The following is a 24,448-nucleotide window of genomic DNA, read 5'->3' on the forward strand; positions in this document are numbered from 1 at the left end:
CCGCCTGTCGCCCTTTGCCGGCCTTTCGGTGGGCAAAGGTCATTGCAATTTTTTGAGACGCGCGTATCGTATTGACATGGAAGTCTCACGTCAACAAGCCGCTGGGAACGACGACGCCAACGAGGCTGCCGAACGCGGCCCGCGGGCCCGCACAAAACGGCTGATGCTGGAGACGGCGACGCGGCTGATGCAGGCGGGCGTCACCCCGTCTGTCAGCGAAGTCGCGGAGGCGGCGCAAGTGTCGCGCGCCACCGCCTATCGCTATTTCCCCAGCCAGGCAGCCCTGGTGCAGGCGGTGGTTGACGAGGGGCTTGGGCCGATCCTGACCTGGCAATCGACGTCCACCGATGCCGGGCGGCGCGTTGCCGAATTGTTCGACACCGCCATGCCGCGCATCGAAGCTTTCGAGGCAACTTTCAAGGCAGCGCTGAAACTGTCGCTCGACCAATGGGCGCAGCGGCAGGCGGGCACGCTGGGCGGCGAGCCGCAATTCACGCGCGGACATCGCGTCCAGCTGCTGAAGGATGCCATCGCACCGCTCAAGGGCCGGCTGCCGCCGCGCGAGTTCAAGCGCCTGGCGCAGGCGCTGTCGATGATGTTCGGCGTCGAAGTGCTGATCGTGCTGAAGGATATATGGGGGCTCGATAGCCGCGGCATGCGGTCGGTCGCGCAATGGGCGGCGGGCGCCCTTGTGCGCGCCGCGGTGGCGGAATCAACGGCTGAAATCGATGCGGCCCCGACAGCGGCATTGGCGAAATAGCGCCAATCTGGTTCGACCAGATTTGGATGCCCACTATTGATGTTAACCGGGATGGCAGTGCCGAAACAAGGCTCTCCTATATCAACGAGTAGGAAAATTCAGGAAAAACAGTCGGATACATGAAGAATCCGGTTATACAAGCTCCGGTGGTGGTCCAAGAAAGAGCTTGACGGCTATCTAAAATTGGTAATACCAGATCAGGACAGAAAAGCGGATCGAAAGTGAGAGCTGCGATCCAGTTTCCGGCAAAGCGAGGAGGCTTGGAACCGGAAGGTGCGATCTCGGGAGGAACTACCAGGCCGGCTTCACCGCCGGCTAGCATGACAAGGTAGAATGCGCACAAGGGAGGAAATCATTATGCGCAAGACAATGACCAGCCTGCTTGCTGGTATCGGCTTAGTACTTGCCTGCGGAACGTCCGTCTACGCGCAGGACAAGGAGCTCACCATCTTTTGGGCGGAATGGGATCCGGCCAATTATCTGCAGGAACTCGGCAACGAGTACGAGAAGGAAACCGGCGTCAAGATCACGGTGGAAACCACGCCCTGGTCCGACTTCCAGACCAAGGCTTTCACCGAGTTCAACGCCCATGGCGACGCCTATGATATGGTCGTCGGCGACTCGCAATGGCTCGGCGCCGGCTCGACCGGCGGCCACTATGTCGACCTGACCGACTTCTTCAACAAGCACAAGCTTGGCGAAGTGATGGCGCCGGCAACGGTGAAATATTACGCCGAGTATCCGGGCGGCAGCAGCAAGTACTGGGCGATCCCGCTCGAAGGCGACGCTGTCGGCTGGTCCTATCGCAAGGACTGGTTCGAGGACCCGAAGGAAAAGGAAGCCTTCAAGGCCAAGTACGGCTACGATCTCGACGTGCCGAAGGATTTCAAGGCGCTGCGCGACATCGCGGAGTTCTTCTACCGGCCGGATCAGAAGCGATACGGCATCGCCATCTACACCGACAATTCCTATGACGCGATGGCGATGGGCTTCGAAAACGCGCTGTTCTCCTTCGGCGGCGAACTGGGTGACTACAAGACCTACAAGGTCGACGGCTTCATCAACTCCGACAAGGCAATCGCCGCACTCGACGCCTACAAGGAACTCTACACGTTCACGCCTCCGGGCTGGGCCAAGTCGTTCTTCGTGGAGGACAATCAGGCGATCACCGAAAACCTGGCCGCGATGAGCATGAACTACTTCGCGTTCTTCCCCTCGCTGATCAACGAGGCGTCGAACCCGAACGCCAAGAACACCGGCTTCTTCGCCAATCCTCCAGGCCCGAACGGCGATCAGTTCGCCGCACTCGGCGGTCAGGGCATCTCCATCGTTTCCTACTCCAAGAAGCAGGAAGAGGCGACGAAGTTCCTTGAATGGTTCATCAAGGACGAGACCCAGAAGAAGTGGGCGGCGCTCGGCGGCTACACCTGCAGTGCCGCCGTGCTCAAGTCGGAGGAGTTCCAGAACGCCACGCCGTACAACAAGGCCTTCTACGAGACCATGTTCAAGGTGAAGGACTTCTGGGCGGTGCCGGAATATGCCGAGCTGCTGCAGCAGCTCAACCAGCGCGTCTATCCCTACATGATCGGCGGCGAAGGCACCGCCAAGGAAACGCTGGACGCGCTCGCAGGCGACTGGAACGCGACGTTCAAGAAATACGGCCGCGGCCAATAAGCAGCTTTTCTCGCGGAGGAGGCATCCGCGCCTCCTCCGTTCTTTTTTCCGAAACGGGAGCAGGGTCTTGGCGACCACGATGATCACCACGCTGGACACTTCCTCGCGGGCCGCTGCACGCGGCTTGAGCGACATGTCGATCCGCAACCTCTTCATAATCCCGACGATCCTGTTCCTGATCGTCTTCAACATTTTCCCGCTGATCTATTCGCTGGGCTATTCCTTCACCGATTTCCGCGCGTCGACCAACGCGACGGCAAATTTCGTCGGGCTGCAGAATTATCGCGACCTGCTCAACGATCCCTATGTCTGGTCCAACTTCGCCATCACCGCGAAGTACGTCATCATCTCGGTCGCGGGTCAGCTGCTCGTCGGCTTCGGCGTGGCCATGCTGCTCAACCGGGATATTCCCCTCAAGGGTCTCATCACAACGCTGCTGCTGCTGCCGATGATGCTGTCGATGGCCGTCGTCGGTCTGTTCTGGAAACTGCTCTATGATCCGTCATGGGGGGTCATCAACTATGCGCTTGGCCTCGGTAATTTCGAGTGGCTGGCGGATCCCAAGATGGCGCTCTATGCGGTTGCGCTGACCGACATCTGGATGTGGTCGCCCTTCGTCATGCTTTTGTCGCTGGCCGGCCTTTCGGCGGTGCCGAAGCATCTCTACGAAGCAGCGGCGATCGACCGCGCCGGACCGTTCTACACCTTCTTCCGCATCACGCTGCCGCTGGTCGCGCCGATCCTGATGATCGCGGTCATCTTCCGCACCATGGAAGCGTTCAAGACCTTCGACCTCGCCTATATCCTGACCAGCCAGCCGACGGCCGAGCTGATCTCTATCCGGCTGTACAAGATGGCGTTCCAGGAATGGCAGACCGGGCGCTCCTGCGCGCTCGCCTACATCGTGCTGATCATGGTGCTGGCCATCACCAACATCTACGTCAAGTACCTCAACAAGGTGAAGGAGCGCTGAGATGGCCGCCGTCCGCACTTCTTCCGAAATAGGCTTCAATCGCGTCGCCATCGTCGCCGTCCTTTTGGTGACGATCATCTTCCTGGCGCCGATCTACTGGATCGCCTCGACGGCGTTCAAGCCGCGCAATCTTGCCACGACCATCCCGCCGACGGTGGTGTTCCAGCCCGAGATATCACCGTTCGTCAAGCTGTTCACCAAGCGCTCGCAGATGCGCAACCCGCCGTCGCCGGAAGAGTATGCGGCGGCACCCTGGTGGGAACGTGTCGTGTTCGACGGCGGTGAAAAGATCGTGCGCGACGGCAAGGGCCAGGTGCAATGGTCCGGCTATCCGAGCCGCTTCATGAACTCGCTGATCATTGCCATCACCTCGACGGTGCTGGCTGTCGGCATGGGTACCTTCACCGCCTACGGCTTCTCGCGCTTCAAGGTGAAGGGGGAGGCGGATCTGCTCTTCTTCATCCTGTCGACGCGCATGCTGCCGCCGGTGGTGGTCGCGATCCCGATGTTCCTGATGTACCGGGCCGTCGGCCTCAACGATTCCCATATCGGGCTGATCATCCTTTATACCGCCTTCAACCTGTCCTTTTCGGTGTGGCTGATGAAGGGGTTCATGGACGAGATCCCGAAGGAGTATGAAGAGGCAGCGCTGGTCGACGGCTACACCCGCATGGAAGCCTTCTTCAAGATCGTGCTGCCGGAGGCCGCCACCGGCATCGCCGCGACCGCGGTTTTCTGCTTCATCACGGCGTGGAACGAGTATGCTTTCGCGCTGATCATGACCAACCGCCGCGCCCAGACGGCGCCGCCCTTCATCCCCAGCCAGGTCGGCGCCGGCCTGCCCGACTGGACGGTGATCGCCGCCGGAACCTTCCTGTTCCTGCTGCCGGTCGCAATCTTCACCTTCCTGCTCCGCAACCATTTGCTGCGCGGCATGTCCTTCGGAGCGATCCGCAAATGAGCTTTCGAGCCATCAACCAGAAATATCTCGAACCGGGGTCTCAGGTGCTGATGGTCCTCGGCATCATCGCGCTTTGCCAGCCGTGGAACCTGCTGCTGCACAGCTATGGCGTGACCATCATCCTGATCGGCCTGATCGGCTTCAACATCACCTCGAAGATCGCGCCGGCGGAGAAGGCCGGTACCGGCCAGGTGCGCAATCCGGGAGCAGAGCATTGACCCAGATTGAGCTTCGCGGCGTCCAGAAATTCTTCGGTGCGGTCCAGGTCATCAAGGACCTCAACCTCAAGATCGACGACAACGAGTTCATCGTGCTGCTCGGTCAGTCGGGTTGCGGCAAGACGACGACATTGAGGGCGGTTGCCGGGCTGGAGACGATCGACGGCGGTGACATCCTCATCGACGGCAAGCCGGTGCAACACCTCAAGGCCGCCGACCGCGACATCGCCATGGTGTTCCAGTCGTTCTCGCTCTACCCGCATATGAGCGTCTATGAGAACATTGCTTTTCCCTTGCGCGCGACGCGCAAGAGCAAGGCCGAGATCGATAGCGAGGTGCGCTCGGTCGCCAAGACGCTGCAGATCACGGAACTGCTGGCCAAGAAGCCGTCGGCGCTGTCGGGCGGCGACATGCAGCGTGTGGCCATCGGCCGGGCTCTGGTGCGGCGGCCGAAGGCGATGCTGATGGACGAGCCGATCGGCGCCCTCGACGCCAAGCTGCGCGAAGAGATGCGGGCCGAGATCAAGCGGCTGCACATCAAACAGGGCTCGACCACCATCTATGTCACGCACGACCAGATCGAGGCGATGAGCCTCGCCGACCGCATCGTGATCATGCATGAGGGCGTGCTGCAGCAGGTCGGTTCGCCCGACGAGGTCTATTCGCATCCGGCCAATCTGTTCGTGGCGCAGTTCGTCGGCAGCCCGGTGATGAACGTCGCCGATGCGGCGATCGCCGAGACCGCATCGGCGGCCTCGGTCACCGTCGGTGGCGCTGCCGCCGGCTTCGAATTTCCGCGCACGCTTTTGTCCAAGCTCAACGGCCATGCCGGCGGCCAGCTGGCGCTCGGCATCCGGCCCGAAGGCGTGCTGGTGCGCCATGAAGCGGCGGAGGGTTTCTTGCCGGTCGAGACACAGATCGTCGAGCCGCTCGGCTCGTTCGACATTGTCGATCTCAAGGTCGGCTCCAAGATGCTGCGCGCGCGCACCAAGAGCGGCTTCGTCGGCGGCCCGGGCGAAAAGGTCTTCGCCAGGATCGATCCGACGCAAGCACATTTCTTCGACACGGCAAGCGGCAAGTCGCTTGAGGTGAGGCTCTGATGGCTCATATCCAGCTCAAGAATATTTCCAAGAGCTTCGGCAACCACACCGCACTGGCCGGGCTCGATCTCGAGATCGCCGATGGCGAGTTCTTCGTGCTGCTCGGCGAGACCGGCGCCGGCAAGACGACGACGCTGCGCATGATCGCGGGTCTCGAAAAGCCGACCGAGGGTCAGGTGTTGATCGACGGCGTCGACGTCGCCGACTGGGGTGCGGCCGAGCGCGACGTGGCGCTCGTGCTGCAGCAATATTCGCTCTATCCGCGCTATACGGTCCGCGAAAATCTCGAATTTCCGCTGAAGCCGAAGATACGTCGGCTGCCGGATGCCGAGATCAAGGACCGTGTTGCGCGGGCGGCCAAGACACTGCGGATCGAGCATCTGCTCGACCGCAAGACTGACCGCCTTTCAGGCGGCGAAATGCAGCGCGTCTCTATCGGGCGCGCCATCGTGCGCAAGCCGCGCGTGTTCCTGATGGACGAACCGCTGTCGGCGCTCGACGCCAAACTGCGCGAGGCGCTGCGCACGGAACTGAAGAACCTGCAGATCCAGCTTGGCGCCACCTTCCTGTTCGTCACCCACGACCAGATCGAGGCGATGTCGATGGGCGACAAGGTGGGCGTGCTCAACCATGGCCGCATCATCCAGACCGGCACGCCGTACGAGATCTATAACAATCCGCGCGATACCTATGTGGCGAGCTTCGTCGGCTCGCCGCCGATGAACCTGATCGATGGCAAGCTGGTCAACGGCCGCGCGGTGATGGCGCCGCTGAATTTCGAACTGCCTTTCTCTGGGGGTGCCAAGGCGGGCGGTGCGACCGACGGTCGCCCGCTCGTCTTCGGTATTCGACCTGAGGATGTGTATCTTGAAAGCGGTGCGCCGGTCGAGGCACGCGTCCACGATGTCGAGAACCATGGCGTGGAAAAGATCCTGACTCTGCGGGTCGGCGACACGACGCTGCGCGCCACGGTGCCGGCCAGAACCGATGTCCAGATCGAGCAGCCGGTGCGCTTTGCCTGGAATCAGGACAAGGTGGTGCTGTTCGACAAGGGCAGCGGCGTGAGCTTGCGGCACGCCAGCTAATTTAGACTACATCCACTCCCAGCTTGCGCAGCGGCCCATCACGGTTTTCGGGCCGCTGTCTTGGTGATGGCTGCAACGAAGCACTTGAGGCTTTCCTCGACATAGGTGGCCACCTCGATCGTCGGGTCAAAACTCCACCACAGCAGTGAGCCCTGCCAATGCGATGCCATCAGCAGGCCGATGTCGCGCGGGGTGTCGGGCGTTCCGGCGAAGCAAGCCGCAAGGGCCTCGCTCAGGAACGCTTTCCAGGCGGCGCCCCGCGCCCTGAGCACGGGGTCGCGCAGATCCTCGCGCAGCACGAGCAGGCCTTCGGCATAGGCTTCGATGCCGCCATAGCCCTGCGATAGTCCCACCAGAAGCTCGATGGCGCCTGCCGGGGTTTTGGCAACCGTGGCCGTCAGCATCCTGGTCTTGTCGTCGAGACCGCCCCAGGCACAGAGCAAGGTGCGCTGCTTCAGCTGCGCCTTGTTTCCAAAGCGCTGCACCAGTGTCGCGCCGGAGAGGCCGCAGGCCTTTGCCAGCCGCTCAAAGGTGAGCGCCTCGGGGCCTTGATCGTGAATCAATCGCAGCGCGGCTTCCAGCACCTGCTCGTCGGATTGCGTTTTTGGTCGAGTCATCTTGACATCCAGATATAACCGAATGATCATTTATATCTGATGTGAGCGGCGAAGGCCAGCTGGATTAATCATTGTTTCGTTTGGGAGCGTACCATGACATTGCAGGGAAAAGTCGCTTTGGTCGCCGGCGCCACGCGTGGCGCAGGGCGGGGAATCGCGGTTGAGCTCGGTGCCGCCGGCGCCACCGTCTATGTCACGGGGCGCACCACACGCAGCCAGCAATCCGACTATGCCCGGCCCGAAACCATCGAGGAGACGGCGGAGCTGGTTTCTTCGCATGGCGGCAAGGGCATTGCCGTGCAAGTCGATCATATGGTGACTGATGATGTGCGCAGTCTGGTCGAGCGCATCCGGGCCGAACAGGGTCGGCTCGACATTCTGGTCAACGATGTCTGGGGCGGCGAAAAGCTGTTCGAATGGAATAAGCCGGTCTGGGACCACAATCTGGAAAACGGCCTGCGCCTGTTGCGGCTCGGCATCGACACGCATCTGATCACCGCGCATCATGCGCTGCCGCTGATGATCGAGCGGCCGGGCGGGCTGCTGGTCGAGGTCACTGACGGCACCGCCGAGTACAATGCCGATCACTATCGGCTGTCGCCGTTCTACGATCTCGCCAAGGTCGCGGTGAACCGCATGGCATGGGCACACGCCAAAGATCTTGCTGCGCATGGCGCCACCTCGGTGTCGCTGACGCCCGGCTGGCTTCGTTCCGAAATGATGCTGGAGGCGTTTGGCGTCACTGAAGACAATTGGCGCGACGCCACCGCCAACGTGCCGCATTTCGTCATTTCCGAAACGCCGCGCTTTGTCGGCCGCGCGGTCGCGTCGCTTGCGGCGGATCCGGATCGTGCGCGCTGGAACGGCCAGTCGCTGTCCAGCGGTGGGTTGGCGCAGATTTATGGTTTTACCGATCTCGACGGCTCACGCCCGGACGCCTGGCGCTATGTTCCGGAGGTACTGGACGCCGGCAAACCTGCCGATGCCGCGGGTTACCGGTAAGCTTAGACCGAGCGGCCATCGAAGTCGAAAATCGACAGACCGGCAGCATCAATATCCGCAACGCAGTTAAGGTTGACGTAGGCGCTGCGTTCGTTGCCCTGACTGACATCCTCGGCGAAGGGATGGATGCCGCAGGTCCGGCAGAAGCGATGCGCCAATACGTGATTGTTGAACGTATAGGTGCCGAGATCATCGCCCCATGCGAGCACCTTCAGGCTGTCATGCGGGATGGCGCATAACAGCACGCCCTTGCGCCTGCACATCGAACAATTGCACCGCACGGCGCCGGTCAGTTCGGCTTTGAATTCGAACGCTACCTTGCCGCAGTGGCAGCTGCCTTTGTACAGCATCAGTCTCTTCCTATCGCTTGCAGGTGCAAAGGCACGCTGTCCGGGTTATTCCTTCCGCTGACCTAGCGGCCCATATGCCTTAAAGACGCTCCACCTTGACGGAATCCGACATCGACATGCAATCAATCCGCGATCGTCTCGAGATCATCCTGTCACGTCTTGCCAATTGCGCGGCAGGCGAGAAGGTGTTCACCAAACTCTATGCCGAGGCGGCGCGCGCAGCGGCCGAGGCCACCGATGCGCGCAAGAAGGCCGGCGTATCGCTCGGGCCGCTCGACGGCGCCATCATCTCGATCAAGGATCTGTTCGATGTCGCCGGTGAATCGACCACGGCCGGTTCGCTGATGTTGAGGGACACCGCGCCCCGTCGGCACGACGCTGCGGTCGTCAACCGTCTGCGCCAGGCCGGCGCCGTCATCATCGGCAAGACCAACATGACCGAATTCGCCTTCACCGCCATCGGCGACAACATGCACTACGGCACACCGGGCAATGCCGCCGACACCAGCCGCATTCCGGGCGGTTCGTCGTCGGGCGCCGCCGTGTCCGTTGGCGAGGGGACGAGCGACATTTCCATCGGCTCCGACACCGGCGGTTCGGTGCGCATCCCGGCATCGCTGAACGGCGTCGTCGGTTTCAAGCCGACGGCGCGGCGCGTGCCGCTGACTGGTGCCTATCCCCTTTCTGCGACGCTGGATACGATCGGGCCGCTGGCGCTGAGTGTTGCTGCGTGTGCCCTGGCTGACGCCGCGATGACGGGCGAGCAGATGCCGCAACTGCACCTGCCGTTAGCGCTTGCCGGGCTTCGTGTCGGCATTCCGCGCGGCCTGCTTTTCGAAGACACGGAAACGGAGATTGCCGCCGCGTTCGATCGCAGCCTTGCCGGGATCGAGCAGGCAGGCGCGTGGCTCACGGACATTTCGATCGACGACCTCATTGCCGATCTGCGCCTGGCCACCAAACGCGGCTCGATCGCGGCCATGGAAGGTGCTGAAATCCATGCCGACTGGCTGGCGACGGGCGCATCGGTGCCGGTCGATCCCCATGTCAGCGGGCCGCTGTCGCGGGCGGCGGCCATACCGACGCCGGTTTATATCAGGGCAATGCGTCGTCGCGCGGCACTGTGCATAGCCATGGACGAGCGGTTGGGTTCGGTCGATGTGCTGGCTCTGCCGACCACGCCGGTGACAGCGCCGACTATCGTTTCGATGGCCGAGGATACGGCTCTGCGTGAACGCACCGAAGGTCTGCTGCTGCGCAACACGCAGGTCGCCAACCAGTTCGACCTCTGCGCGATCTCGCTGCCGATGCCCGGCATGACGCTGCCGGCCGGGCTGATGCTGGTGGCGCGCAATGGCCATGACCACCATCTGCTGCGCATCGCGGCTGAAATCGAGCGGCTGCTTGGTCGGTAATAGTCAACCCGACGAGCAGTGCTTGCGTTCGCTGTCCTTGGCGGTGCGCAGGATGCCCGTCGCGAACAATGTCGGCACGTCGTGCTGCTTGCCGTTGAAGCTGTGTGGCCGGTTCTCGATTGTTCCTGTGACAACGAGCTTGCCGGCATAGAGCTTGTCGGAAAGGTCAAGCGCCTTGTCCTGCTGCGGCAAACCGTCGATGTCGACCCACACACCCTTGACGACCTTTCCGGTGGCGAGGTCGAGCGCGCTGGTAGAAGGGCAGGGCGCCATCACGCAGCGCAGGCCGTTGTCGCAAGGCACGTAGCTGCTTTCGGCCTGAGCCTCGGCTGGCGGCACGCTTGTACCGGCAATCAGAAGAAGAACTCTCACGACGCTCTTGACCATGTCGGCGAAGGTCGACGGCAAATCCGCGAAAATTGAGGCGGCTCGCAGAAACGTCAGTCGGCAGGAAACCGCCGGCGGTAATGCTCGACCACGTCGGGATTGCGCAGATTGACAGGCAGCCGGTTGGCCAGCACCAGCAAGGTCTCGCCGGCAGCACCCACCCCCATGCGCATCATCGATTGCTCGGTGATCCCCGCCATATGCGGGGTGACGATGACATTGTCGAAACCGAAATAGGGATGGTTTGCCGGCAGCGGCTGCGTGGCAAAGACGTCGAGTGCGGCGCCGCCGATCCGGTCTTGGCGCAAGGCCTCGATCAGCGCCTCGTCATCGATCACCGGCCCGCGCGAAATGTTGATCAAAAGCGCGTCCGGCTTCATGCGGGCGATGCGTTCGCGGCTGATCAGGCCGCGCGTTTCCGGCGTCAGCGGGCAGCAGAGCACGATGATGTCGCTCTGTTCGATCAGCGCATCGATCGACAGGAAGCCGATCCTGTCGGGTGCCGGCTGCATGCTGCGGGTCGTCGCCACGACGTCGAGGCCAAAGCCGTGCGCGGCGATATGGGCGACTGCCTGACCGATGGCGCCGAAGCCGATGATGCCGATGGTCTTGCCGGCAAGCTCGCTGGCATGGCTGGCGTGGTCGCGGCCGGCATTCCAGCCCTTGGCGCGCAAGTCGCGGTCGACCGAACGGAAGCGCCGAAGCAGGGCAAGGGCCGCGAACATCACATATTCAGCGACCGAACGCGCATTGACCGCCGGCACGTTGGCGACCAGCACGCCGGCCGCGGCCGCGGCCTCCATCGGCACCATGTCGAGCCCGGCGCCGTGGCGGACCGCGGCTCTGAGTTTCGTGGCGTTTTCGAACAGCGACGGCGGCAGCGGTGCGCGAACGATGATGACGTCGGCATGCTTCGCCTCGGCGGTCAGCGTTGCCGCATCGAGCGCTAAGGCGACGACGAGTTCACCGGCGCCCGCCAGCATTGCGGAGGCACGCGGATGCAGCGTGTGCGTCGACAGGATTCTGGGCATGGGGCTCTCGTGTTTGTCGCAAGGGAAAGCGCTGCGCGCTTTCCCGGGAAAACCGTTTCACACTTTTCCTGGAATTGCTCTAGGCTTTCTCAAATGCCAGGCTTTGCGCTTGCGCCTCGCGGCCCTCGATGATCCCCTTCCAGTAGCTTTCCGCGCCTTGCAGGTGGGCGCTCATCAGCGCCTGGGCGAGATTGCCGTCGCGACGCAGCAGCGCCTCGTAGATCTGGATATGCTCGGCATGCGAGCGCACTGAGCGCTCGGGATCGTTGAAGTAGATCGGCAGCCGCTGCTCGCCCATCAGGTAATAGACGCTGCAGATATTGTGGAAGACGCCGTTCTTGGTCGCCCGCACGATTTCGAGGTGGAATTCGCGGTCTTCCTTGGCGAGGCCTTCGCCGGCGGCGATGCACTCCTCCGAGGCTTTCAGGATCTCCCGCAGGCGTTCGAAATTCTCTTCGGTGGCACGCGAACAGGCAAGTTCGGCGGCCTTGATCTCGTGGATCTTGCGCAGTTCGACGGTCTCGTAGATCTGCACCGGATCGAGCGGCAGGCCCGCGCGGGCGAAAAGAGCCAAGGCTTCTACACTGGCCTGCCTGGTGTCGACATAGATGCCGGATTTGGCGCGGCGCTCGACGATGCGCATGGCCTCCAGAATGGCCAGCGCCTCGCGGATCTGGCCGCGGCTGACACCGAAATGCTCCGCCAGCTCGCGCTCCGAGGGCGTGCGGCCGCTCTCCTTGTCCGAATGGGCGAACAGATAGGCGGCGAGTTCGGCGAGAAGGTTCTTTTCTTTCATCGTCAACCGCGTTGCGCGTGCGCCTCCAGGAACCGCTCCGAAATGGTGAATCCCAGACCCGGCTTTTCAGGGATCGCTATCATACCGTCCCTTGCTTCGACAGTCTCTTCGATAAGATCGTGGATCATGGGGTTGGCGCCGAGCGAATATTCGACGGTAAAACTGGCAGGCGAGGCCGCACAAACATGCAGGCCGGCGAAAAAGCATGGCGCGCCGGCCCACAGATGCGGGGCAAAGCGCAGATTGAAGGCACTGGCGATGGTGCCGATCTTCATCGCCTCGCTGATACCGCCGCAAAAGGCCGGATCCGGCTGGAAGATGTCGGCGGATTTCAGCACCGCGAGATCGCGGAAAGCGTAGCGCGTCGCTTCGCTTTCGCCGGTGGCGATCGGGATCGAGCCCGAGGCGCGCACCTCGGCCATACCAGCCTTGTCGTCGGCGATAACAGGCTCCTCGAACCAGGCGAGGTCGAGATCGCTGGCCAGGCTGATGAAGCGCTTGGCCTCGGCCACCGTATAGGTGCCGTGCGCGTCGACCATCAACTCGACGTCAGGACCGAGCGCCTGCCGTGCGGCGCGGACGCGGGCGGCGGAAATGTGCGGGGCGCCGTCCATGGCGCCGACGCGCATCTTCAGCGCCCTGAAGCCGCCTTTGGCGATGTAGGATTTGAGCTGCTCGCCGATAGCCTCGGCGGCAGCCCAGCCGCCGGAGGCGTAGGCCGGCATGCGGTCGAGCTTGCGGCCGCCGATGAGCCGCCACACCGGCTGTCCCAACGACTTCCCCAGAATATCCCAGAGCGCGATATCGACGGCGCTGATTGCCGCAATGCTCATGCCGCGCCGCGCCAGCTGCGGCATGGCATGGCCGGCGCGCGCGGCACTGTCATGGCGCACGCCGTTGTAGAGCATCTCCCAGATCATGCCGATGTCGGCGGGGTCGCGGCCGATCAGCTGCGGCCCGACCTCGTGATTCAGCATGTAGACCAGCGCACCATAGCTGCCGGCGCTGCCGGCGGCGTTCTTGCCCTCGCCCCAGCCGATCAGCCCGTCGTCAGTCTCAATGCGCAGGATGGCGGCGTCGAACGTCGTCACCTGGCCAAAGTCGCTGCGATGCTGCTTCGCGGCCTCAATCGGCACGCGGACCCACCACGCCTGGACCGTTTTGATGCGCATCCCGATCGGCTACTTGATCAGCGGCAGCAGCGTTTCGGCCGTGATGCGCATCTGGTCGGTGTAGAATTTCTCCGTCAGCACGCTGGAGCCGTGATCCTGGATGAACTTCAGCTGTTCGGGAGAAATGTCCACCGGATTCCGGTCGACCATGTCGGGATAGGGCGCGGCGGGTGTGCGGTCGACGGGCGCGACGAATTCGTTGGTCAGCGCGCCGTCATAGCCGACTTCCTTCAGCGTCTGCACGATCCGTGGCCAATCGATCTGGCCAAGGCCGGCGGCAAAGCGGTTGTTGTCGGCGACGTGGAAGTCGAACAGCCGTTTGCCGACCTGACGGATCGCGTCATGGACGTTAAATTCTTCCATATGGATGTGATAGGCGTCGAGGCAGACGCCGCATTCGGGGCTGACCGCATCGGCCAGGGCCAACGCCTGCGCGCCGCGGTTGAACAGATAGGTCTCGAAGCGGTTGAGCGGCTCGACCGCGATCTTGACGCCGACCTTCTTGGCATGGGTGAAGCATTCGCGGGTGGCGTCGACCACCCACTTCCATTCCTCTTCCTCGGTGCCGTCCGGCACCACTTTGCCGACGGTCGCGGGCACCAGCGTTATGATCTCGCCATCAAGTTCGCTGACCATGGTCAGCACGTCCTTGACGTACTGCACCGAGCGTTCGCGCTGGCCCTGGTCCCTGGCGGCAAGGTTGCGTTCGCCCAGCATCAGCGTCACCGACCCCCAGCAGCGGATGCCGTATTCTTTCAGCAGCGCGCGGGTCTCCTTGGTCTTGTATTGCTCGGGCTCGCCGGAAATCTCGATCGACTCGTAGCCGAATTTCTTGATGCGCTTCAGCGTCACCTCCAACGGTTCCGCGCGCATCCAGTTGTGCGTCGAAAGATGCATGGTCTATCCTTCCCAGAATTCGTCTGTGCCAGTTCGCCTGCGACGCGCCCCACAAGGCGCGTCGCGTGTTTCCTCCCCAAGGCGCTCCAGCGTTTTTGCGCAACTGGTTCGACCAATTGGGCCCTAATGGAGGTCTACAGCAATTTTTGTCGCGCGGCAAGAACCGCCGCCATGCGATATCGACATCTGTGTACCGTATTGATTATGCTGGTATATATCGCCAAAAATGGAATGCCCTGGCAGCTTTGCGCGTGAGTCAAATGGCTTGACCCATTTTCGGTATTTGGTAATACCAGAATGCCGATACGAGAATGCACATCACGAGAGACCAAAGAGGCTGGCCCTGCTTTCATCAGACGCTATGCTTGGTCCTTGGAAAAATGAATTGGGAGGATGCCGATGCCGTCGACAATGAAGGGTCCGGGGCTGTTTCTGGCGCAGTTCGCGGGGGATACCGCGCCGTTCAATTCGCTGGCCTCGATCACCAAATGGGCGGCCGGTCTCGGTTACAAGGGCGTGCAGATCCCGACCTGGGATGCACGCCTGTTCGACCTCAAGAAGGCGGCATCTTCCAAGACCTATTGCGACGAGGTGAAAGGCATCTGCGCGGATGCCGGCGTCGAGATCACCGAACTGTCGACGCATCTTCAAGGGCAGCTGGTGGCGGTGCACCCGGCCTATGATGCCCAGTTCGACGGCTTTGCACCGCCTGCGGTGCACAACAACCCCAAGGCCAGGCAGAAATGGGCGGTCGAACAGATGGAGTTCGGCGCCAAGGCCTCGAAGAATCTTGGCCTGAAAGCCTCGGTGACGTTTTCCGGCGCCCTAGCTTTCCCGTACCTCTATCCCTGGCCACAGCGGCCGGCCGGGCTGATCGAGGAGGCCTTCGCCGAGCTCGGCACACGCTGGAAGCCGATCCTGGACGTCTATGACGAAAACGGCGTCGATGTCGGCTACGAGATCCATCCTGGCGAGGACATCTTCGACGGCGCAACCTTCGAGATGTTCCTAGATGCGGTTGGCGGTCACAAGCGCTGCAACATCAACTACGACCCGTCGCATTTCCTTTTGCAGCAGCTCGACTATCTCGAATTCATCGACATCTATCACGAGCGGATCAAGGCCTTCCATGCCAAGGATGCCGAGTTCAATCCGACGGGGCGGCAAGGCGTCTATTCCGGCTATCAGAGCTGGACCAATCGCGCGGGGCGATTCCGCTCGCTTGGCGACGGGCAGGTCGATTTCGGCGGCATCTTCTCCAAGCTTACCCAGTATGGCTACGATTCCTGGGCGGTGCTGGAGTGGGAGTGTTGCCTCAAGCATCCGGAGGACGGCGCGGCCGAAGGCGCGCCCTTCATCCAGCACCACATTATCCGGGTGACGGAAAAGGCCTTTGATGATTTCGCCGGCGGCACCACCGACAAGAAGATGCTGCGCGCCATGATGGGTATTTGACACAAGCAGGAGAAAGACATGGTCGGCGCATCGAAGTCGGAAGCGGGGCGCGGCCCGATCCGCTATGGTATGGTCGGCGGCGGCCAAGGCGCCTTCATCGGCGCGGTGCACCGGATCGCGGCGCGCATGGACAATGACTTCGTGCTGGTGGCCGGCGCCCTGTCGGCCAATCCCGAGCGCGCCAAGGCTTCCGCCGCCGAACTCGGTCTCGACCCGGCGCGCAGCTACGCCTCCTATGCCGAGATGGCCAAGGCCGAGGCCAAGCGCCCGGACGGCATCGAGGCGGTGGCGATCGTCACCCCCAACAATGTGCACGTGCCGGCGGCCAAGGTCTTCCTCGAGGCGGGCATCCACGTCATCTGCGACAAGCCGCTGGCGACGACTTTGGCCGAGGCCAAGAAGCTCGCGGCCGTGGTTGAAAAGACCGGCAAGGTGTTCGTGCTGACGCACAATTACACTGCCTATCCGATGATCCGGCAGGCGCGCGAGATGGTGGCCAAGGGGCAGCTTGGCGACATCCGCATCGTTCAGTCCGAGTACCCGCAGGACTGGCTGACCGAGGATCTTGCCGCCACCGGCCAGAAGCAGGCGGCGTGGCGCTCCGACCCCAAGCAGGCGGGCGCGGGCGGCGCGCTCGGCGACATCGGCACGCATGCCTACAATCTGGCGCGCTTCGTCTCGGGTCTGGAGCTCGATTCCCTGTCGGCCGATCTCGACGCTTTCGTGCCGGGGCGACTGCTCGACGACAATGTCAATGTCATGCTGCGCTTCAAGCCGGTCGGCAAGGTGCATCCGGCCAAGGGCATGATCTGGGCAAGCCAGGTGGCGCCCGGCCACGAGAACGGGCTGAAGCTGCGCATCTATGGCTCGAAAGGCGGGCTGGAATGGGTTCAGGCCGATCCGAACTATCTCTGGTACACGCCGTTCGGCCAGCCCAAGCAGCTGCTCACCCGCAACGGCGCCGGCGCGCTGCCAGTTGCGGGACGCGTCAGCCGCGTTCCGTCTGGCCATCCGGAAGGCTATCTCGAAGGCTTCGCCAACATCTACCAGGAGGCGGCGCGGGCGATCCGCGCGGCACGCAAGAAGGGCGGCAGACCGGGCAAGGACGTGGTGTTCCCGACCATCCAGGACGGCGTCGAAGGTATGGCGTTCATCGAGGCCTGCGTGAAGTCATCGAAGAAGAACGGGGCGTGGACGAAACTTTAGGGAACGCCGGCGCCAAGTCTCTTCTCCCTTCGGGGAGAAGGTGGCCGCGAAGCGGCCGAATGAGGGCGCATGGTGCGAGGTGCGAAAGAAACCAGCGCGCGCCGTCAAATGGGGAGGGGCTGTCGATGAAAATCGGCATGTGCATGTTTTTGTGGACGACTTCCGTGTCTAAGAAACACGAGCCGTTGCTGCGCGACATCAAGGCGACCGGCTTCGACGGCGTCGAGATACCGATCTTCTCAGGCACGCCAGAGGACTACAAGAAGCTTGGCGATTTGCTCGACCGCATCGGGTTGGAGCGCACGGCTGTTACGGCGATGGGCGACCCGGCGATGAATCTGATTTCGCCGGATGCCGCGACCCGCAAGGCCGGCATCGGCTACATGAAATGGGCGATCGATTGCGCCCAGGCGCTCGGCGCGAGTACGCTGAGCGGGCCGCTGCATTCGACGCTCGGCGCCTTCTCCGGCAGCGGGCCGACCGCTGCCGAGAAGAAGCGCTCGATCGCCTCGCAGCGCGCCATTGGCGATCATGCCGGCAAGCGGAACGTTACCATCGGGTTGGAGGCGCTCAACCGTTTCGAGTGCTATCTGCTGAACACGATGGCCGATCTGTCCGAGCACGTCGATGCCATCGACCGGCCGCACATCAAGGCGATGTACGACACCTTCCACGCCAATATCGAGGAAGCCGACCCGATCGGCGCCTATACGAAGCACCGCAGGAATGTCGTGCACATCCACATTTCGGAGAACGATCGCGGCGTGCCGGGACGCGGGAACATTCCGTGGAAAGAGACTTTCGCGGCCATCCGCAAGAGCGGCTATGACGACTGGCTGACGATCGAGGCGTTTGGCAGGTCGCTGAAGGATCTGGCGGCGGCGACCAAGGTGTGGCGGGATTTTTCCGAGACGCCGGAGGCAGTTTATCGCGAGGGATACAGGCATATCAGGGATGGGTGGAAGCGGGCGGCTTAGCCGCTCACTTCCCTCATCCACGGGCGCAGCGGACGCGGAGACTCGAGGACCCATGCCGCGACTGTCGCGCGCCGCAGCGGTGCAGGTAGGAGATGCGAATGGACGCCTCTTTTTGCACCGCTGGATTCTAGCGCAGACGTCACCGAATGAATCCTCGAGTCTGCGCCGCGTCGCTTCGCTCCTTGCTCCGCCCATGGATGAGGAAGCGACTGTCCTTTTCGCAAATCGCCGCGGTATGCGATCTGCCTTAACTCGGCACTTTCGCTCCACCAGATTTTTTCGGATGTCTTACCCCACCTCGATCACAGCCTTGATCAACCCCGATTTCTCATGCGCCCAGCGGGCGAGATCGTCCGGCGTGCCGGCCAGCGTGGTGCGGTGGGTGACGAGTTTTGCCAGAGGCACGGCGCCGTTGCGTATCGAGGCGGCGACGTGGTCGAAATCGACTTTCAGCGCGTTGCGGCTGCCGATCAATGTCATTTCGCGCTTGTGGAATTCCGGATCGGAAAAGACGATGTCATCCTTGACGACGCTGACCAGCACGAGCGTGCCGCCATGCGCGACATGGGCGAAGGCCGACTGCACCGAGGCGGTGTTGCCGGTGGCGTCGAAGACGACGTCGAACCCTTCGCCGCCGGTTGCCTCGCGCACCAGTTCGGCTGCCGCTTTTTGTGAACCGTCGAGCGTGGCGAAGCCGAGTTCGCCTTTTGCAAAATCCAGCCGCTCCGTGCTCATGTCGAGCAGGCTGACATCGAGCCCGGCGATGCGCGCAAACAGCGCTGCGCCAAGGCCGATCGGCCCGGCGCCGATGACCAGCGTGCGGGCGCCTGGTTCGGCGCGAGCGCGCCGCACGGCATGCGCGCCGATGGCGAGGAATTCCACCGCCGCCGCATCGGCCAGCGATAAGCCGTTTGCCGGATAAAGATTCCGTGCCGGCACCAGGATCTGCTCGGCCATGGCGCCGTCGCGATGGACGCCAAGCACTTCGATCCTGACGCAGCAATTCGGCTTGCCGTGCCGGCAGGCGATGCATTTTCCGCAAGCGAGATAGGGATTGATGATGACGGGCTCGCCCACGGCAAGGTCGACATCTTCGCCGGTCTCGACGACGGTGCCCGACACTTCATGGCCCATGATGCGGGGATAGGCAAGGAACGGGTGCTTGCCTTCGAAGATGTGGTAGTCGGTGCCGCAGATGCCGACATGGCTGACGGCGACCAGCGCCCAGCCGGCAGGCGGCGCTCCTGGCGCCGGCCGGTCTTCCAGGACAAGCTCGCCGGGCGAGCGGCAGACAACAGCTTTCATTCGGCAATTCCAGTGTTTCTCAAAAAGGCGCCGGTCCGTTGTTAAGCAGGCCGGCGCAGAAGGTCAGGGAGAATTACTTGCCGCGACGGCGCAGCCCGTCGAAATAGACGATGATTATGATCAGCGCGCCGGTGATGATGCGCTGCCAGAACGAGTTGACGTTGAGCAGATTGGCGCCGTTGTTGATGGTGGCCAGGATGAAGGCGCCGAGCAGTGGGCCATGCACCGAGCCGACGGCGCCGAACAGCGAGGTGCCGCCGATCACCGATGAGGCGATCGCCTGCAACTCCCAACCTTCCGCCTGGGTCGGGTTGCCGATGCCGATGCGCGCCGCCAGCAGCACGCCGACGAAGGCCGCGCATAGGCCCGACAGCGTGTAGGCCATGTAGATGGTGCGCTGGACATTGACGCCCGAGAGGCGCGAGGCCTCGGCATTGGATCCCACAGAGAAGAGATAGCGGCCCCAGCGGCTGTGGTGCAGGAAGATGTAGGCCGGGATACCGACCAGGATCACCATCCAGAACAGATTGGGGATGCCGACAAAGGAACTGCGCGAGAACGCGGTGAAGCTGTCGCTGTTGATGTTGATCGAATTGCCGTTGGTCATCAACAGGCCGATGCCGCGCAACGAGGTCAGCGTCGCCAGCGTGATGATGAAGGGCGGCAGGCCCATCTTGACGATGCCGAAGCCATGGAACAGGCCGATGGCAACGCCGACCAGCAGCGTCACCAGAATGGCGACCCAGATCGGGAAGCCGGCATTGATCATCATGGCGACAATGACGGTGGCGAAGCCGACCACGGCGCCGACCGAGAGGTCGATGCCGCCGGTGATGATGACGAAGGTCTGGCCGACCGCCATGATGGCGATCATCGAGCCCTGCCGCAAAAGATTGGCGATGTTGTTGGAGGACGCGAAGCTCGGCGTCGCCACCGACAGCACGATCCAGAGCAGAACCAGCAACGCCAGAAGCGTCAGCCCGAACAGGACGTTGTAGTTCCGTTTCGGTTTTTCGATCGCGGCGGTTTCGATGCTCATGGTTCCTCCCGTTTCTTCTTGTCTGGACGGCGTTTTCAGCCGATCGCCTGCGTCAGCACGTCTTCATGGCTGGCGGCGCGAAAACCGTGGCTGGCGACCAGTTTGCCGCGCCGGAACACGTGCAGCGTATCGGCGAGCTCGTAAACCTCGGGCAGATAGGACGAGATCAGGATGATGCCGGCGCCCTTGGACAACAGTTCCCCGAACAGGCGGTAGATCTCGGCCTTGGTGCCGACATCGACGCCGACGGTCGGCTCGTCGAAGATGAACAGCTTGGCGCCATGCGCCAGCCATTTGCCGATGACGATCTTCTGCTGGTTGCCGCCGGACAGGCTGGAGGCCAGGGCGCCGCGCGTCGGCGTCTTGATGCGGAGGCCGGCGATCTGGCGATCGGCCTCGGCCTTTTCCTTCGCACCGGAGATCAGCATGTTGCTGGAGATGCGCTTGTAGATCGGCAGGTTGAGGTTGAGGCCGACCGGCAGGTTCAGGCACAGGCCCTGGTCGCGGCGGCTTTCCGGCGCCAGCGCCATGCCGAGCTTGATCGCGTCGTGCTCGGAATTGATGTGGACCGGCTTGCCTTGCCAAAGGACCTGTCCGGCCGACTTCTTGTGGCGGCCATAGAGCGTGGTGACGAACTCGCTCCGCCCGGCGCCGATCAGGCCATAGAGCCCGACGATCTCGCCGGCGCGCACCGTCATCGAGACGTCTTCGAAACCCTTGCCCGACAGGTTTTTCGCTTCAACGATCACGGCACCGGGGGTGAAATGCTCCTTATGGTAGACTTGCTCGATCGAGCGGTTGATCATCATCTTGACCAGCTCGGCGTCATTGGTCTCGGCAATGTTGCGGGTGCCGACCAGCGTGCCGTCGCGCAGCACCGAGACGCGATCGGCGAGTTCGAACACCTCTTCCATGCGATGGCTGATGTAGATGATGGTGACGCCTTCGCCCTTGAGCCTGCGGATCAGCGTGAACAGCTGGTCGGCTTCCTTGCGGGTGAGATAGGCGGTCGGCTCGTCGAAGATCAGGAATTTGGTGCCGCGCACGGTGGCGCGGGCGGCGGCGATCAGCTGCTGCTGGCCGATGGTGAGGTCACCCAGCATGACATGCGCCGGCAGGTCGAAGCCGAGACCGTCGATGATCTTCTGCGCTTCCTTGACCATGGCGCGCTGCTGCAGGATGCCGAAGCGCGAATTCTCCTCGCCGAGGAACATGTTGGCGGCGACGGTGAGATGGCGACAGAGCACGACCTCCTGATGCACGGCGTTGATGCCCAGCGCCATTGCCTCGTGCGGGGTTGCCAGCGCTGCCGGCTTGCCCTCCCAGATGACATCGCCGGAGGTGCGCGGCATGACGCCGGTCAGAAGCTTGATCAAGGTGGATTTGCCGGCGCCGTTCTCGCCGACGATGGCGTGGATCTCACCTGCCTTGAAGGCAAGGTGAACGGGCTTCAGCGCATGCGTGCCGGGATAGCGCTTTTCCAGCCCGTGCAGTTCGAGGATCGTCCTGCCGGGCGCTAGCGTTGGGGCCGGGTGCAGTTCCTGCGCCATGGGCGTCATGACAATCCTCCCAGATTGGCCTTACGATTGGCACGTCGCGATGCAGTCAAGCCGCATCGTCGAGGTGATTCAAGCCGGTGGATATTCAAGCTTGTATCCGGTGTTTCCGGGGCGCGAGGCCCCGGAAAGGATTTTTGGTCGACGGGCTCAGAGCTTCGGGTTGAGCAGGGCGTCGATCTTGGGGTCTTTCATGTTTGCCTTGGTCACCAGGTTGGCGCCTGTGTCGACATTGGCCTCGACCTTCTCGCCCTTCGAGGCGGCGAGCGCGGTCTTGATGCCGTCATAGCCCATCCGGTACGGATCCTGGACGACGAGCGCGGAAATGACGCCGTCATTGAGGAACTTGATCAGCTTCTCGTCGCTGTCGAAGCCGACCAGCGCCAGCTTGCCGCCAAGGTTGTTCTCGGCGACTGCCTGACCGACGCCCTGCGCCATGATCAGGTTGGACGCGAAGATGCCCTTGAGGTTCGGGTTGGCGGTGATCAGGTCGGTGGCGATGTTGAGACCGGTCGTTGCCTGGCCGTCGGCATATTTGTCGGCGACGAGCTTGAGCCCCGGATATTTCGCGGCCAGCTGCTCGGTGAAGCCCTGCTTGCGCTGCTCCAGCGAACCGGCGCCCGGCGCGTTGGTGATCAGGGCGACGTCGCCCTCGATCTTGCCGCCATTGGCTTCGCCGATGGCTGCTGCAAGACCGTCAGCGGCGACGCGTCCGCCCTGCACATTGTCGGTGGTCAGGAACGAGGTGAAGGCCTTGGAATCGGCGCCGGAGTCGATGCCGATGACCTTGACCTTGCTGGCTGCTTCATCGATCGGCTTGCCGAGCGCCTTGAATTCGGTCGGCGCGATGACGATCGCGGCCGGGTTGCCGGCGACGGCATTCTCGAGGATCGAAACCTGGCCGTTGACGTCGGTTTCAGCCTGGGCGCCGAGTTCGGGTACGTTGACGCCGAGATCCTTGCCGGCCTTGCGGGCACCGGCCAGGACGATCTGCCAGTAGAAGGATGTGGTGTCCTTGACGATGATCGGAATGGTCACGTCCGCCGCCGAAGCGGGCGCCGTGTGCAGCGTGCCTGCAAGCATCGAGGCGGCAGCAAGTGCCACCAGTGAACGGCGGTTGAGAATGCTGGTCACGAATTTCATTAGGAATCCTCCCTAGATCGCCCGGTGAAGGTTGCGGAAGCTCCATTTGGATAGGCGCGGCCCAAACAGACCTTTATCAATAAAAAACAGTTGCCGCTTTTTGATAGTGCATCGGTCCGGCCGACGCAAGCGGTGTTTCATATCGGCCTGCGCATGGCTTGGCGGGGAAACCTCCCTGCCGATCCTCAGTGCCACGTCCAGACGCTCCCGATCCTCCTTGATCATCATGGAATATTAATTCCACCGTCGAGTCAATATGGAATATTCATTCCTTCTTGAGAACCGTGATTGTGGCGTTTCGTCAGCCGAGCTCCTGCACGATGGTGTAGGGAGTGTAGCGGGCGAATTCCGCTTGCGGCACCTGGACGTCGAACAGGTCGAGGTTGCGCGTCAGGTTGGCAGGCTTGGCCGTTCCGGTCAGCACGCTGGCCACGACAGGCTCCTGCAGCGGAAACTGCAATGCAGCCGCCGCCAGCGGATATCCGCCCTCACCAGCGATTTTCTCCATCGCGCCGACACGCTCAAGTATGTCCTGCGTCGCCGGCAGATAGTCGAAATGCGCACCGTGCACCGGTCCGGTCGCCAGGATGCCGGAGTTGAAGACGCCGCCGATGATCAGGGAAGTCTGTCGCTCACGGCATAACGGCAGCAACTCGGCTTCAGCAGAGCGGTCGAGCAGCGAATAGCGGCTGGCCAGCAGGATGCAGTCGAGCGGTGCTTCGCGCAATACGTCGAGGCAGATCTGCACCTCGTTGACGCCGAGCCCATAGGCGGAAATCACACCGGACGTTTTAAGCTCTTCCAGCGCCTTCAAGCCGCCGTCCATCAGCTGGCGAAAGTGCAGCTTCGTCTTCTCGACGCCATGTGTGTAGGTGCCGATGTCGTGCACAAACAGGATGTCTATCCGGTTCAGCCCGAGCCGGGCATAGGAGAACTCGACCGAGCGCATGATGCCGTCATAGGAGTAGTCGTAGTCGAGCGCGAAGGGCAGCGGGTCGACATAGGAATGATCGGGAACCTGGTCTTCCGGCACCGGGCGGAACAGCCGTCCGACCTTGGTCGACAGCACATAGGAATCCCGCGGCTTGTAGCGCAGGAAATCGCCGGTCCGCCGCTCCGACAGGCCGAAGCCATAGAAGGGCGCGGTGTCGAAATAGCGCAGGCCGGCATCCCAGGCTGTCTGCAGCGTCTCCATCGCCGCTTCGCGTGGACAGGCACGGTAGAGCCCGCCGATCGCCGCCCCGCCGAAGCTTATCTCGGTTACCTCGAGCGCAGTCGTGCCGATGCGGCGTTTGTCCATCCAAAGCCTCCCCTTGTGAGCCGTCGTTG

At 62.5% G+C, this 24,448-nt stretch carries 25 protein-coding genes; 12 read left to right on the top strand and 13 right to left on the bottom strand.

Translation table 11 applies throughout. The annotated features are described in order from the left end of the window. Positions 1 to 76 precede the first annotated feature (76 nt). The 7 genes from NKI46_RS16355 to NKI46_RS16385 all read left to right on the top strand — a co-directional run bounded on the left by NKI46_RS16355 (position 77) and on the right by NKI46_RS16385 (position 6,771). On the top strand, positions 77 to 760 hold the full coding sequence (locus NKI46_RS16355) for a TetR/AcrR family transcriptional regulator (RefSeq protein WP_023754224.1): 684 nt from the start codon (positions 77 to 79) through the stop codon (positions 758 to 760). A gap of 357 nt (positions 761 to 1,117) precedes the next feature. Beyond that, entirely contained in the window at positions 1,118 to 2,434 is a 1,317-nt protein-coding gene (locus NKI46_RS16360) for an ABC transporter substrate-binding protein (RefSeq protein WP_023669849.1), read from the top strand. 67 nt (positions 2,435 to 2,501) lie between these two features. After that, on the top strand, positions 2,502 to 3,407 hold the full coding sequence (locus NKI46_RS16365; protein WP_352746977.1) for a carbohydrate ABC transporter permease: 906 nt from the start codon (positions 2,502 to 2,504) through the stop codon (positions 3,405 to 3,407). 1 nt (position 3,408) lies between these two features. Then, on the top strand, positions 3,409 to 4,368 hold the full coding sequence (locus NKI46_RS16370; RefSeq protein ID WP_023682998.1) for a carbohydrate ABC transporter permease: 960 nt from the start codon (positions 3,409 to 3,411) through the stop codon (positions 4,366 to 4,368). Beyond that, positions 4,365 to 4,586, top strand: a complete 222-nt coding sequence (locus NKI46_RS16375) for a hypothetical protein (RefSeq protein WP_023669846.1) — start codon at positions 4,365 to 4,367, stop codon at positions 4,584 to 4,586. Before NKI46_RS16370 ends, NKI46_RS16375 begins: the two co-directional genes overlap by 4 nt. Further along, the gene (locus tag NKI46_RS16380; RefSeq protein WP_023683000.1) at positions 4,583 to 5,686 is read left to right on the top strand and encodes an ABC transporter ATP-binding protein; all 1,104 of its coding nucleotides are present in this window, start codon (positions 4,583 to 4,585) and stop codon (positions 5,684 to 5,686) included. Before NKI46_RS16375 ends, NKI46_RS16380 begins: the two co-directional genes overlap by 4 nt. After that, positions 5,686 to 6,771: an ABC transporter ATP-binding protein gene (locus tag NKI46_RS16385; protein WP_023740794.1), complete on the top strand. Its 1,086-nt coding sequence runs from the start codon at positions 5,686 to 5,688 to the stop codon at positions 6,769 to 6,771. The genes NKI46_RS16380 and NKI46_RS16385 overlap by 1 nt, the downstream gene beginning before the upstream one ends. A 38-nt stretch (positions 6,772 to 6,809) precedes the next feature. Here the strand turns inward: NKI46_RS16385 and NKI46_RS16390 are convergent, their stop codons facing one another. Then, positions 6,810 to 7,388 carry a TetR/AcrR family transcriptional regulator gene (locus NKI46_RS16390; RefSeq protein WP_352624931.1) on the bottom strand — a complete coding sequence of 193 codons (579 nt, stop codon included), beginning with the start codon at positions 7,386 to 7,388 and terminating at the stop codon, positions 6,810 to 6,812. A gap of 93 nt (positions 7,389 to 7,481) precedes the next feature. On the opposite strand from NKI46_RS16390, the gene NKI46_RS16395 reads away from it, so the two are divergent. Continuing rightward, positions 7,482 to 8,390: an SDR family oxidoreductase gene (locus NKI46_RS16395; protein WP_352746979.1), complete on the top strand. Its 909-nt coding sequence runs from the start codon at positions 7,482 to 7,484 to the stop codon at positions 8,388 to 8,390. 2 nt (positions 8,391 to 8,392) lie between these two features. Here the strand turns inward: NKI46_RS16395 and NKI46_RS16400 are convergent, their stop codons facing one another. Further along, positions 8,393 to 8,740, bottom strand: coding sequence for a GFA family protein (locus NKI46_RS16400; protein ID WP_023747011.1), 348 nt, complete (start codon positions 8,738 to 8,740; stop codon positions 8,393 to 8,395). A gap of 116 nt (positions 8,741 to 8,856) precedes the next feature. Here NKI46_RS16400 and NKI46_RS16405 point away from each other — a divergent pair, with 116 nt between their 5' ends. After that, positions 8,857 to 10,155 (top strand): amidase, encoded by a 1,299-nt coding sequence (locus tag NKI46_RS16405; RefSeq protein ID WP_352746982.1) that lies wholly within the window; start codon positions 8,857 to 8,859, stop codon positions 10,153 to 10,155. A gap of 3 nt (positions 10,156 to 10,158) precedes the next feature. Here NKI46_RS16405 and NKI46_RS16410 read toward each other — a convergent pair whose 3' ends face one another. The 5 genes from NKI46_RS16410 to NKI46_RS16430 form a co-directional block, all read right to left on the bottom strand. Continuing rightward, on the bottom strand, positions 10,159 to 10,527 hold the full coding sequence (locus tag NKI46_RS16410) for a PQQ-binding-like beta-propeller repeat protein (protein ID WP_245263082.1): 369 nt from the start codon (positions 10,525 to 10,527) through the stop codon (positions 10,159 to 10,161). A 68-nt stretch (positions 10,528 to 10,595) separates the two neighbouring features. Beyond that, positions 10,596 to 11,573 (bottom strand): NAD(P)-dependent oxidoreductase, encoded by a 978-nt coding sequence (locus NKI46_RS16415; RefSeq protein WP_352746986.1) that lies wholly within the window; start codon positions 11,571 to 11,573, stop codon positions 10,596 to 10,598. Between the two features lie 79 nt (positions 11,574 to 11,652). Beyond that, entirely contained in the window at positions 11,653 to 12,369 is a 717-nt protein-coding gene (locus tag NKI46_RS16420) for a FadR/GntR family transcriptional regulator (RefSeq protein ID WP_023683008.1), read from the bottom strand. A gap of 2 nt (positions 12,370 to 12,371) precedes the next feature. After that, positions 12,372 to 13,541, bottom strand: a complete 1,170-nt coding sequence (locus NKI46_RS16425; protein WP_023700157.1) for a mandelate racemase/muconate lactonizing enzyme family protein — start codon at positions 13,539 to 13,541, stop codon at positions 12,372 to 12,374. A 9-nt stretch (positions 13,542 to 13,550) separates the two neighbouring features. Further along, positions 13,551 to 14,438 carry a sugar phosphate isomerase/epimerase family protein gene (locus NKI46_RS16430; protein ID WP_023669836.1) on the bottom strand — a complete coding sequence of 296 codons (888 nt, stop codon included), beginning with the start codon at positions 14,436 to 14,438 and terminating at the stop codon, positions 13,551 to 13,553. Positions 14,439 to 14,837: 399 nt separating this feature from the next. Between NKI46_RS16430 and NKI46_RS16435 the strand changes: the two genes are divergently transcribed. The 3 genes from NKI46_RS16435 to NKI46_RS16445 all read left to right on the top strand — a co-directional run bounded on the left by NKI46_RS16435 (position 14,838) and on the right by NKI46_RS16445 (position 18,076). Then, complete coding sequence (locus NKI46_RS16435; RefSeq protein WP_023726430.1) at positions 14,838 to 15,893, top strand: sugar phosphate isomerase/epimerase family protein; 1,056 nt, start codon at positions 14,838 to 14,840, stop codon at positions 15,891 to 15,893. 18 nt (positions 15,894 to 15,911) lie between these two features. After that, on the top strand, positions 15,912 to 17,099 hold the full coding sequence (locus NKI46_RS16440) for a Gfo/Idh/MocA family protein (RefSeq protein WP_023737512.1): 1,188 nt from the start codon (positions 15,912 to 15,914) through the stop codon (positions 17,097 to 17,099). A gap of 125 nt (positions 17,100 to 17,224) precedes the next feature. Beyond that, on the top strand, positions 17,225 to 18,076 hold the full coding sequence (locus NKI46_RS16445) for a sugar phosphate isomerase/epimerase family protein (RefSeq protein WP_023737513.1): 852 nt from the start codon (positions 17,225 to 17,227) through the stop codon (positions 18,074 to 18,076). A 288-nt stretch (positions 18,077 to 18,364) separates the two neighbouring features. Here the strand turns inward: NKI46_RS16445 and NKI46_RS16450 are convergent, their stop codons facing one another. The 6 genes from NKI46_RS16450 to NKI46_RS16475 form a co-directional block, all read right to left on the bottom strand. Next, complete coding sequence (locus NKI46_RS16450; RefSeq protein WP_023733621.1) at positions 18,365 to 19,381, bottom strand: zinc-binding alcohol dehydrogenase family protein; 1,017 nt, start codon at positions 19,379 to 19,381, stop codon at positions 18,365 to 18,367. A 73-nt stretch (positions 19,382 to 19,454) separates the two neighbouring features. Then, positions 19,455 to 20,420 carry an ABC transporter permease gene (locus tag NKI46_RS16455; RefSeq protein WP_023669818.1) on the bottom strand — a complete coding sequence of 322 codons (966 nt, stop codon included), beginning with the start codon at positions 20,418 to 20,420 and terminating at the stop codon, positions 19,455 to 19,457. Positions 20,421 to 20,455: 35 nt separating this feature from the next. Next, positions 20,456 to 21,979 (bottom strand): sugar ABC transporter ATP-binding protein, encoded by a 1,524-nt coding sequence (locus NKI46_RS16460; protein ID WP_023828310.1) that lies wholly within the window; start codon positions 21,977 to 21,979, stop codon positions 20,456 to 20,458. Positions 21,980 to 22,126: 147 nt separating this feature from the next. Then, positions 22,127 to 23,119 (bottom strand): ABC transporter substrate-binding protein, encoded by a 993-nt coding sequence (locus NKI46_RS16465; RefSeq protein ID WP_023728566.1) that lies wholly within the window; start codon positions 23,117 to 23,119, stop codon positions 22,127 to 22,129. Positions 23,120 to 23,131: 12 nt separating this feature from the next. Beyond that, positions 23,132 to 23,347 (bottom strand): hypothetical protein, encoded by a 216-nt coding sequence (locus NKI46_RS16470; RefSeq protein WP_023824647.1) that lies wholly within the window; start codon positions 23,345 to 23,347, stop codon positions 23,132 to 23,134. A gap of 73 nt (positions 23,348 to 23,420) precedes the next feature. Further along, complete coding sequence (locus tag NKI46_RS16475) at positions 23,421 to 24,419, bottom strand: aldo/keto reductase (protein WP_352746990.1); 999 nt, start codon at positions 24,417 to 24,419, stop codon at positions 23,421 to 23,423. Positions 24,420 to 24,448 lie beyond the last annotated feature (29 nt).

The sequence above is a fragment of the Mesorhizobium sp. M0615 genome (assembly GCF_040320805.1).
Lineage (GTDB): Bacteria > Pseudomonadota > Alphaproteobacteria > Rhizobiales > Rhizobiaceae > Mesorhizobium.

Excerpts from the sequence above, each read along its gene's own strand:
- NKI46_RS16355 (WP_023754224.1), top strand. The coding sequence starts at position 77 with ATGGAAGTCTCACGTCAACAAGCCGCTGGGAACGACGACGCCAACGAG.
- NKI46_RS16405 (WP_352746982.1), top strand. The coding sequence starts at position 8,857 with ATGCAATCAATCCGCGATCGTCTCGAGATCATCCTGTCACGTCTTGCC.
- NKI46_RS16440 (WP_023737512.1), top strand. The coding sequence starts at position 15,912 with ATGGTCGGCGCATCGAAGTCGGAAGCGGGGCGCGGCCCGATCCGCTAT.
- NKI46_RS16375 (WP_023669846.1), top strand. The coding sequence starts at position 4,365 with ATGAGCTTTCGAGCCATCAACCAGAAATATCTCGAACCGGGGTCTCAG.
- NKI46_RS16450 (WP_023733621.1), bottom strand. The coding sequence starts at position 19,381 with ATGAAAGCTGTTGTCTGCCGCTCGCCCGGCGAGCTTGTCCTGGAAGAC.
- NKI46_RS16390 (WP_352624931.1), bottom strand. The coding sequence starts at position 7,388 with ATGACTCGACCAAAAACGCAATCCGACGAGCAGGTGCTGGAAGCCGCG.
- NKI46_RS16435 (WP_023726430.1), top strand. The coding sequence starts at position 14,838 with ATGCCGTCGACAATGAAGGGTCCGGGGCTGTTTCTGGCGCAGTTCGCG.
- NKI46_RS16445 (WP_023737513.1), top strand. The coding sequence starts at position 17,225 with ATGAAAATCGGCATGTGCATGTTTTTGTGGACGACTTCCGTGTCTAAG.
- NKI46_RS16395 (WP_352746979.1), top strand. The coding sequence starts at position 7,482 with ATGACATTGCAGGGAAAAGTCGCTTTGGTCGCCGGCGCCACGCGTGGC.
- NKI46_RS16460 (WP_023828310.1), bottom strand. The coding sequence starts at position 21,979 with ATGACGCCCATGGCGCAGGAACTGCACCCGGCCCCAACGCTAGCGCCC.
- NKI46_RS16370 (WP_023682998.1), top strand. The coding sequence starts at position 3,409 with ATGGCCGCCGTCCGCACTTCTTCCGAAATAGGCTTCAATCGCGTCGCC.
- NKI46_RS16470 (WP_023824647.1), bottom strand. The coding sequence starts at position 23,347 with ATGATGATCAAGGAGGATCGGGAGCGTCTGGACGTGGCACTGAGGATC.
- NKI46_RS16430 (WP_023669836.1), bottom strand. The coding sequence starts at position 14,438 with ATGCATCTTTCGACGCACAACTGGATGCGCGCGGAACCGTTGGAGGTG.
- NKI46_RS16425 (WP_023700157.1), bottom strand. The coding sequence starts at position 13,541 with ATGCGCATCAAAACGGTCCAGGCGTGGTGGGTCCGCGTGCCGATTGAG.
- NKI46_RS16400 (WP_023747011.1), bottom strand. The coding sequence starts at position 8,740 with ATGCTGTACAAAGGCAGCTGCCACTGCGGCAAGGTAGCGTTCGAATTC.
- NKI46_RS16455 (WP_023669818.1), bottom strand. The coding sequence starts at position 20,420 with ATGAGCATCGAAACCGCCGCGATCGAAAAACCGAAACGGAACTACAAC.
- NKI46_RS16360 (WP_023669849.1), top strand. The coding sequence starts at position 1,118 with ATGCGCAAGACAATGACCAGCCTGCTTGCTGGTATCGGCTTAGTACTT.
- NKI46_RS16465 (WP_023728566.1), bottom strand. The coding sequence starts at position 23,119 with ATGAAATTCGTGACCAGCATTCTCAACCGCCGTTCACTGGTGGCACTT.
- NKI46_RS16415 (WP_352746986.1), bottom strand. The coding sequence starts at position 11,573 with ATGCCCAGAATCCTGTCGACGCACACGCTGCATCCGCGTGCCTCCGCA.
- NKI46_RS16385 (WP_023740794.1), top strand. The coding sequence starts at position 5,686 with ATGGCTCATATCCAGCTCAAGAATATTTCCAAGAGCTTCGGCAACCAC.
- NKI46_RS16475 (WP_352746990.1), bottom strand. The coding sequence starts at position 24,419 with ATGGACAAACGCCGCATCGGCACGACTGCGCTCGAGGTAACCGAGATA.
- NKI46_RS16420 (WP_023683008.1), bottom strand. The coding sequence starts at position 12,369 with ATGAAAGAAAAGAACCTTCTCGCCGAACTCGCCGCCTATCTGTTCGCC.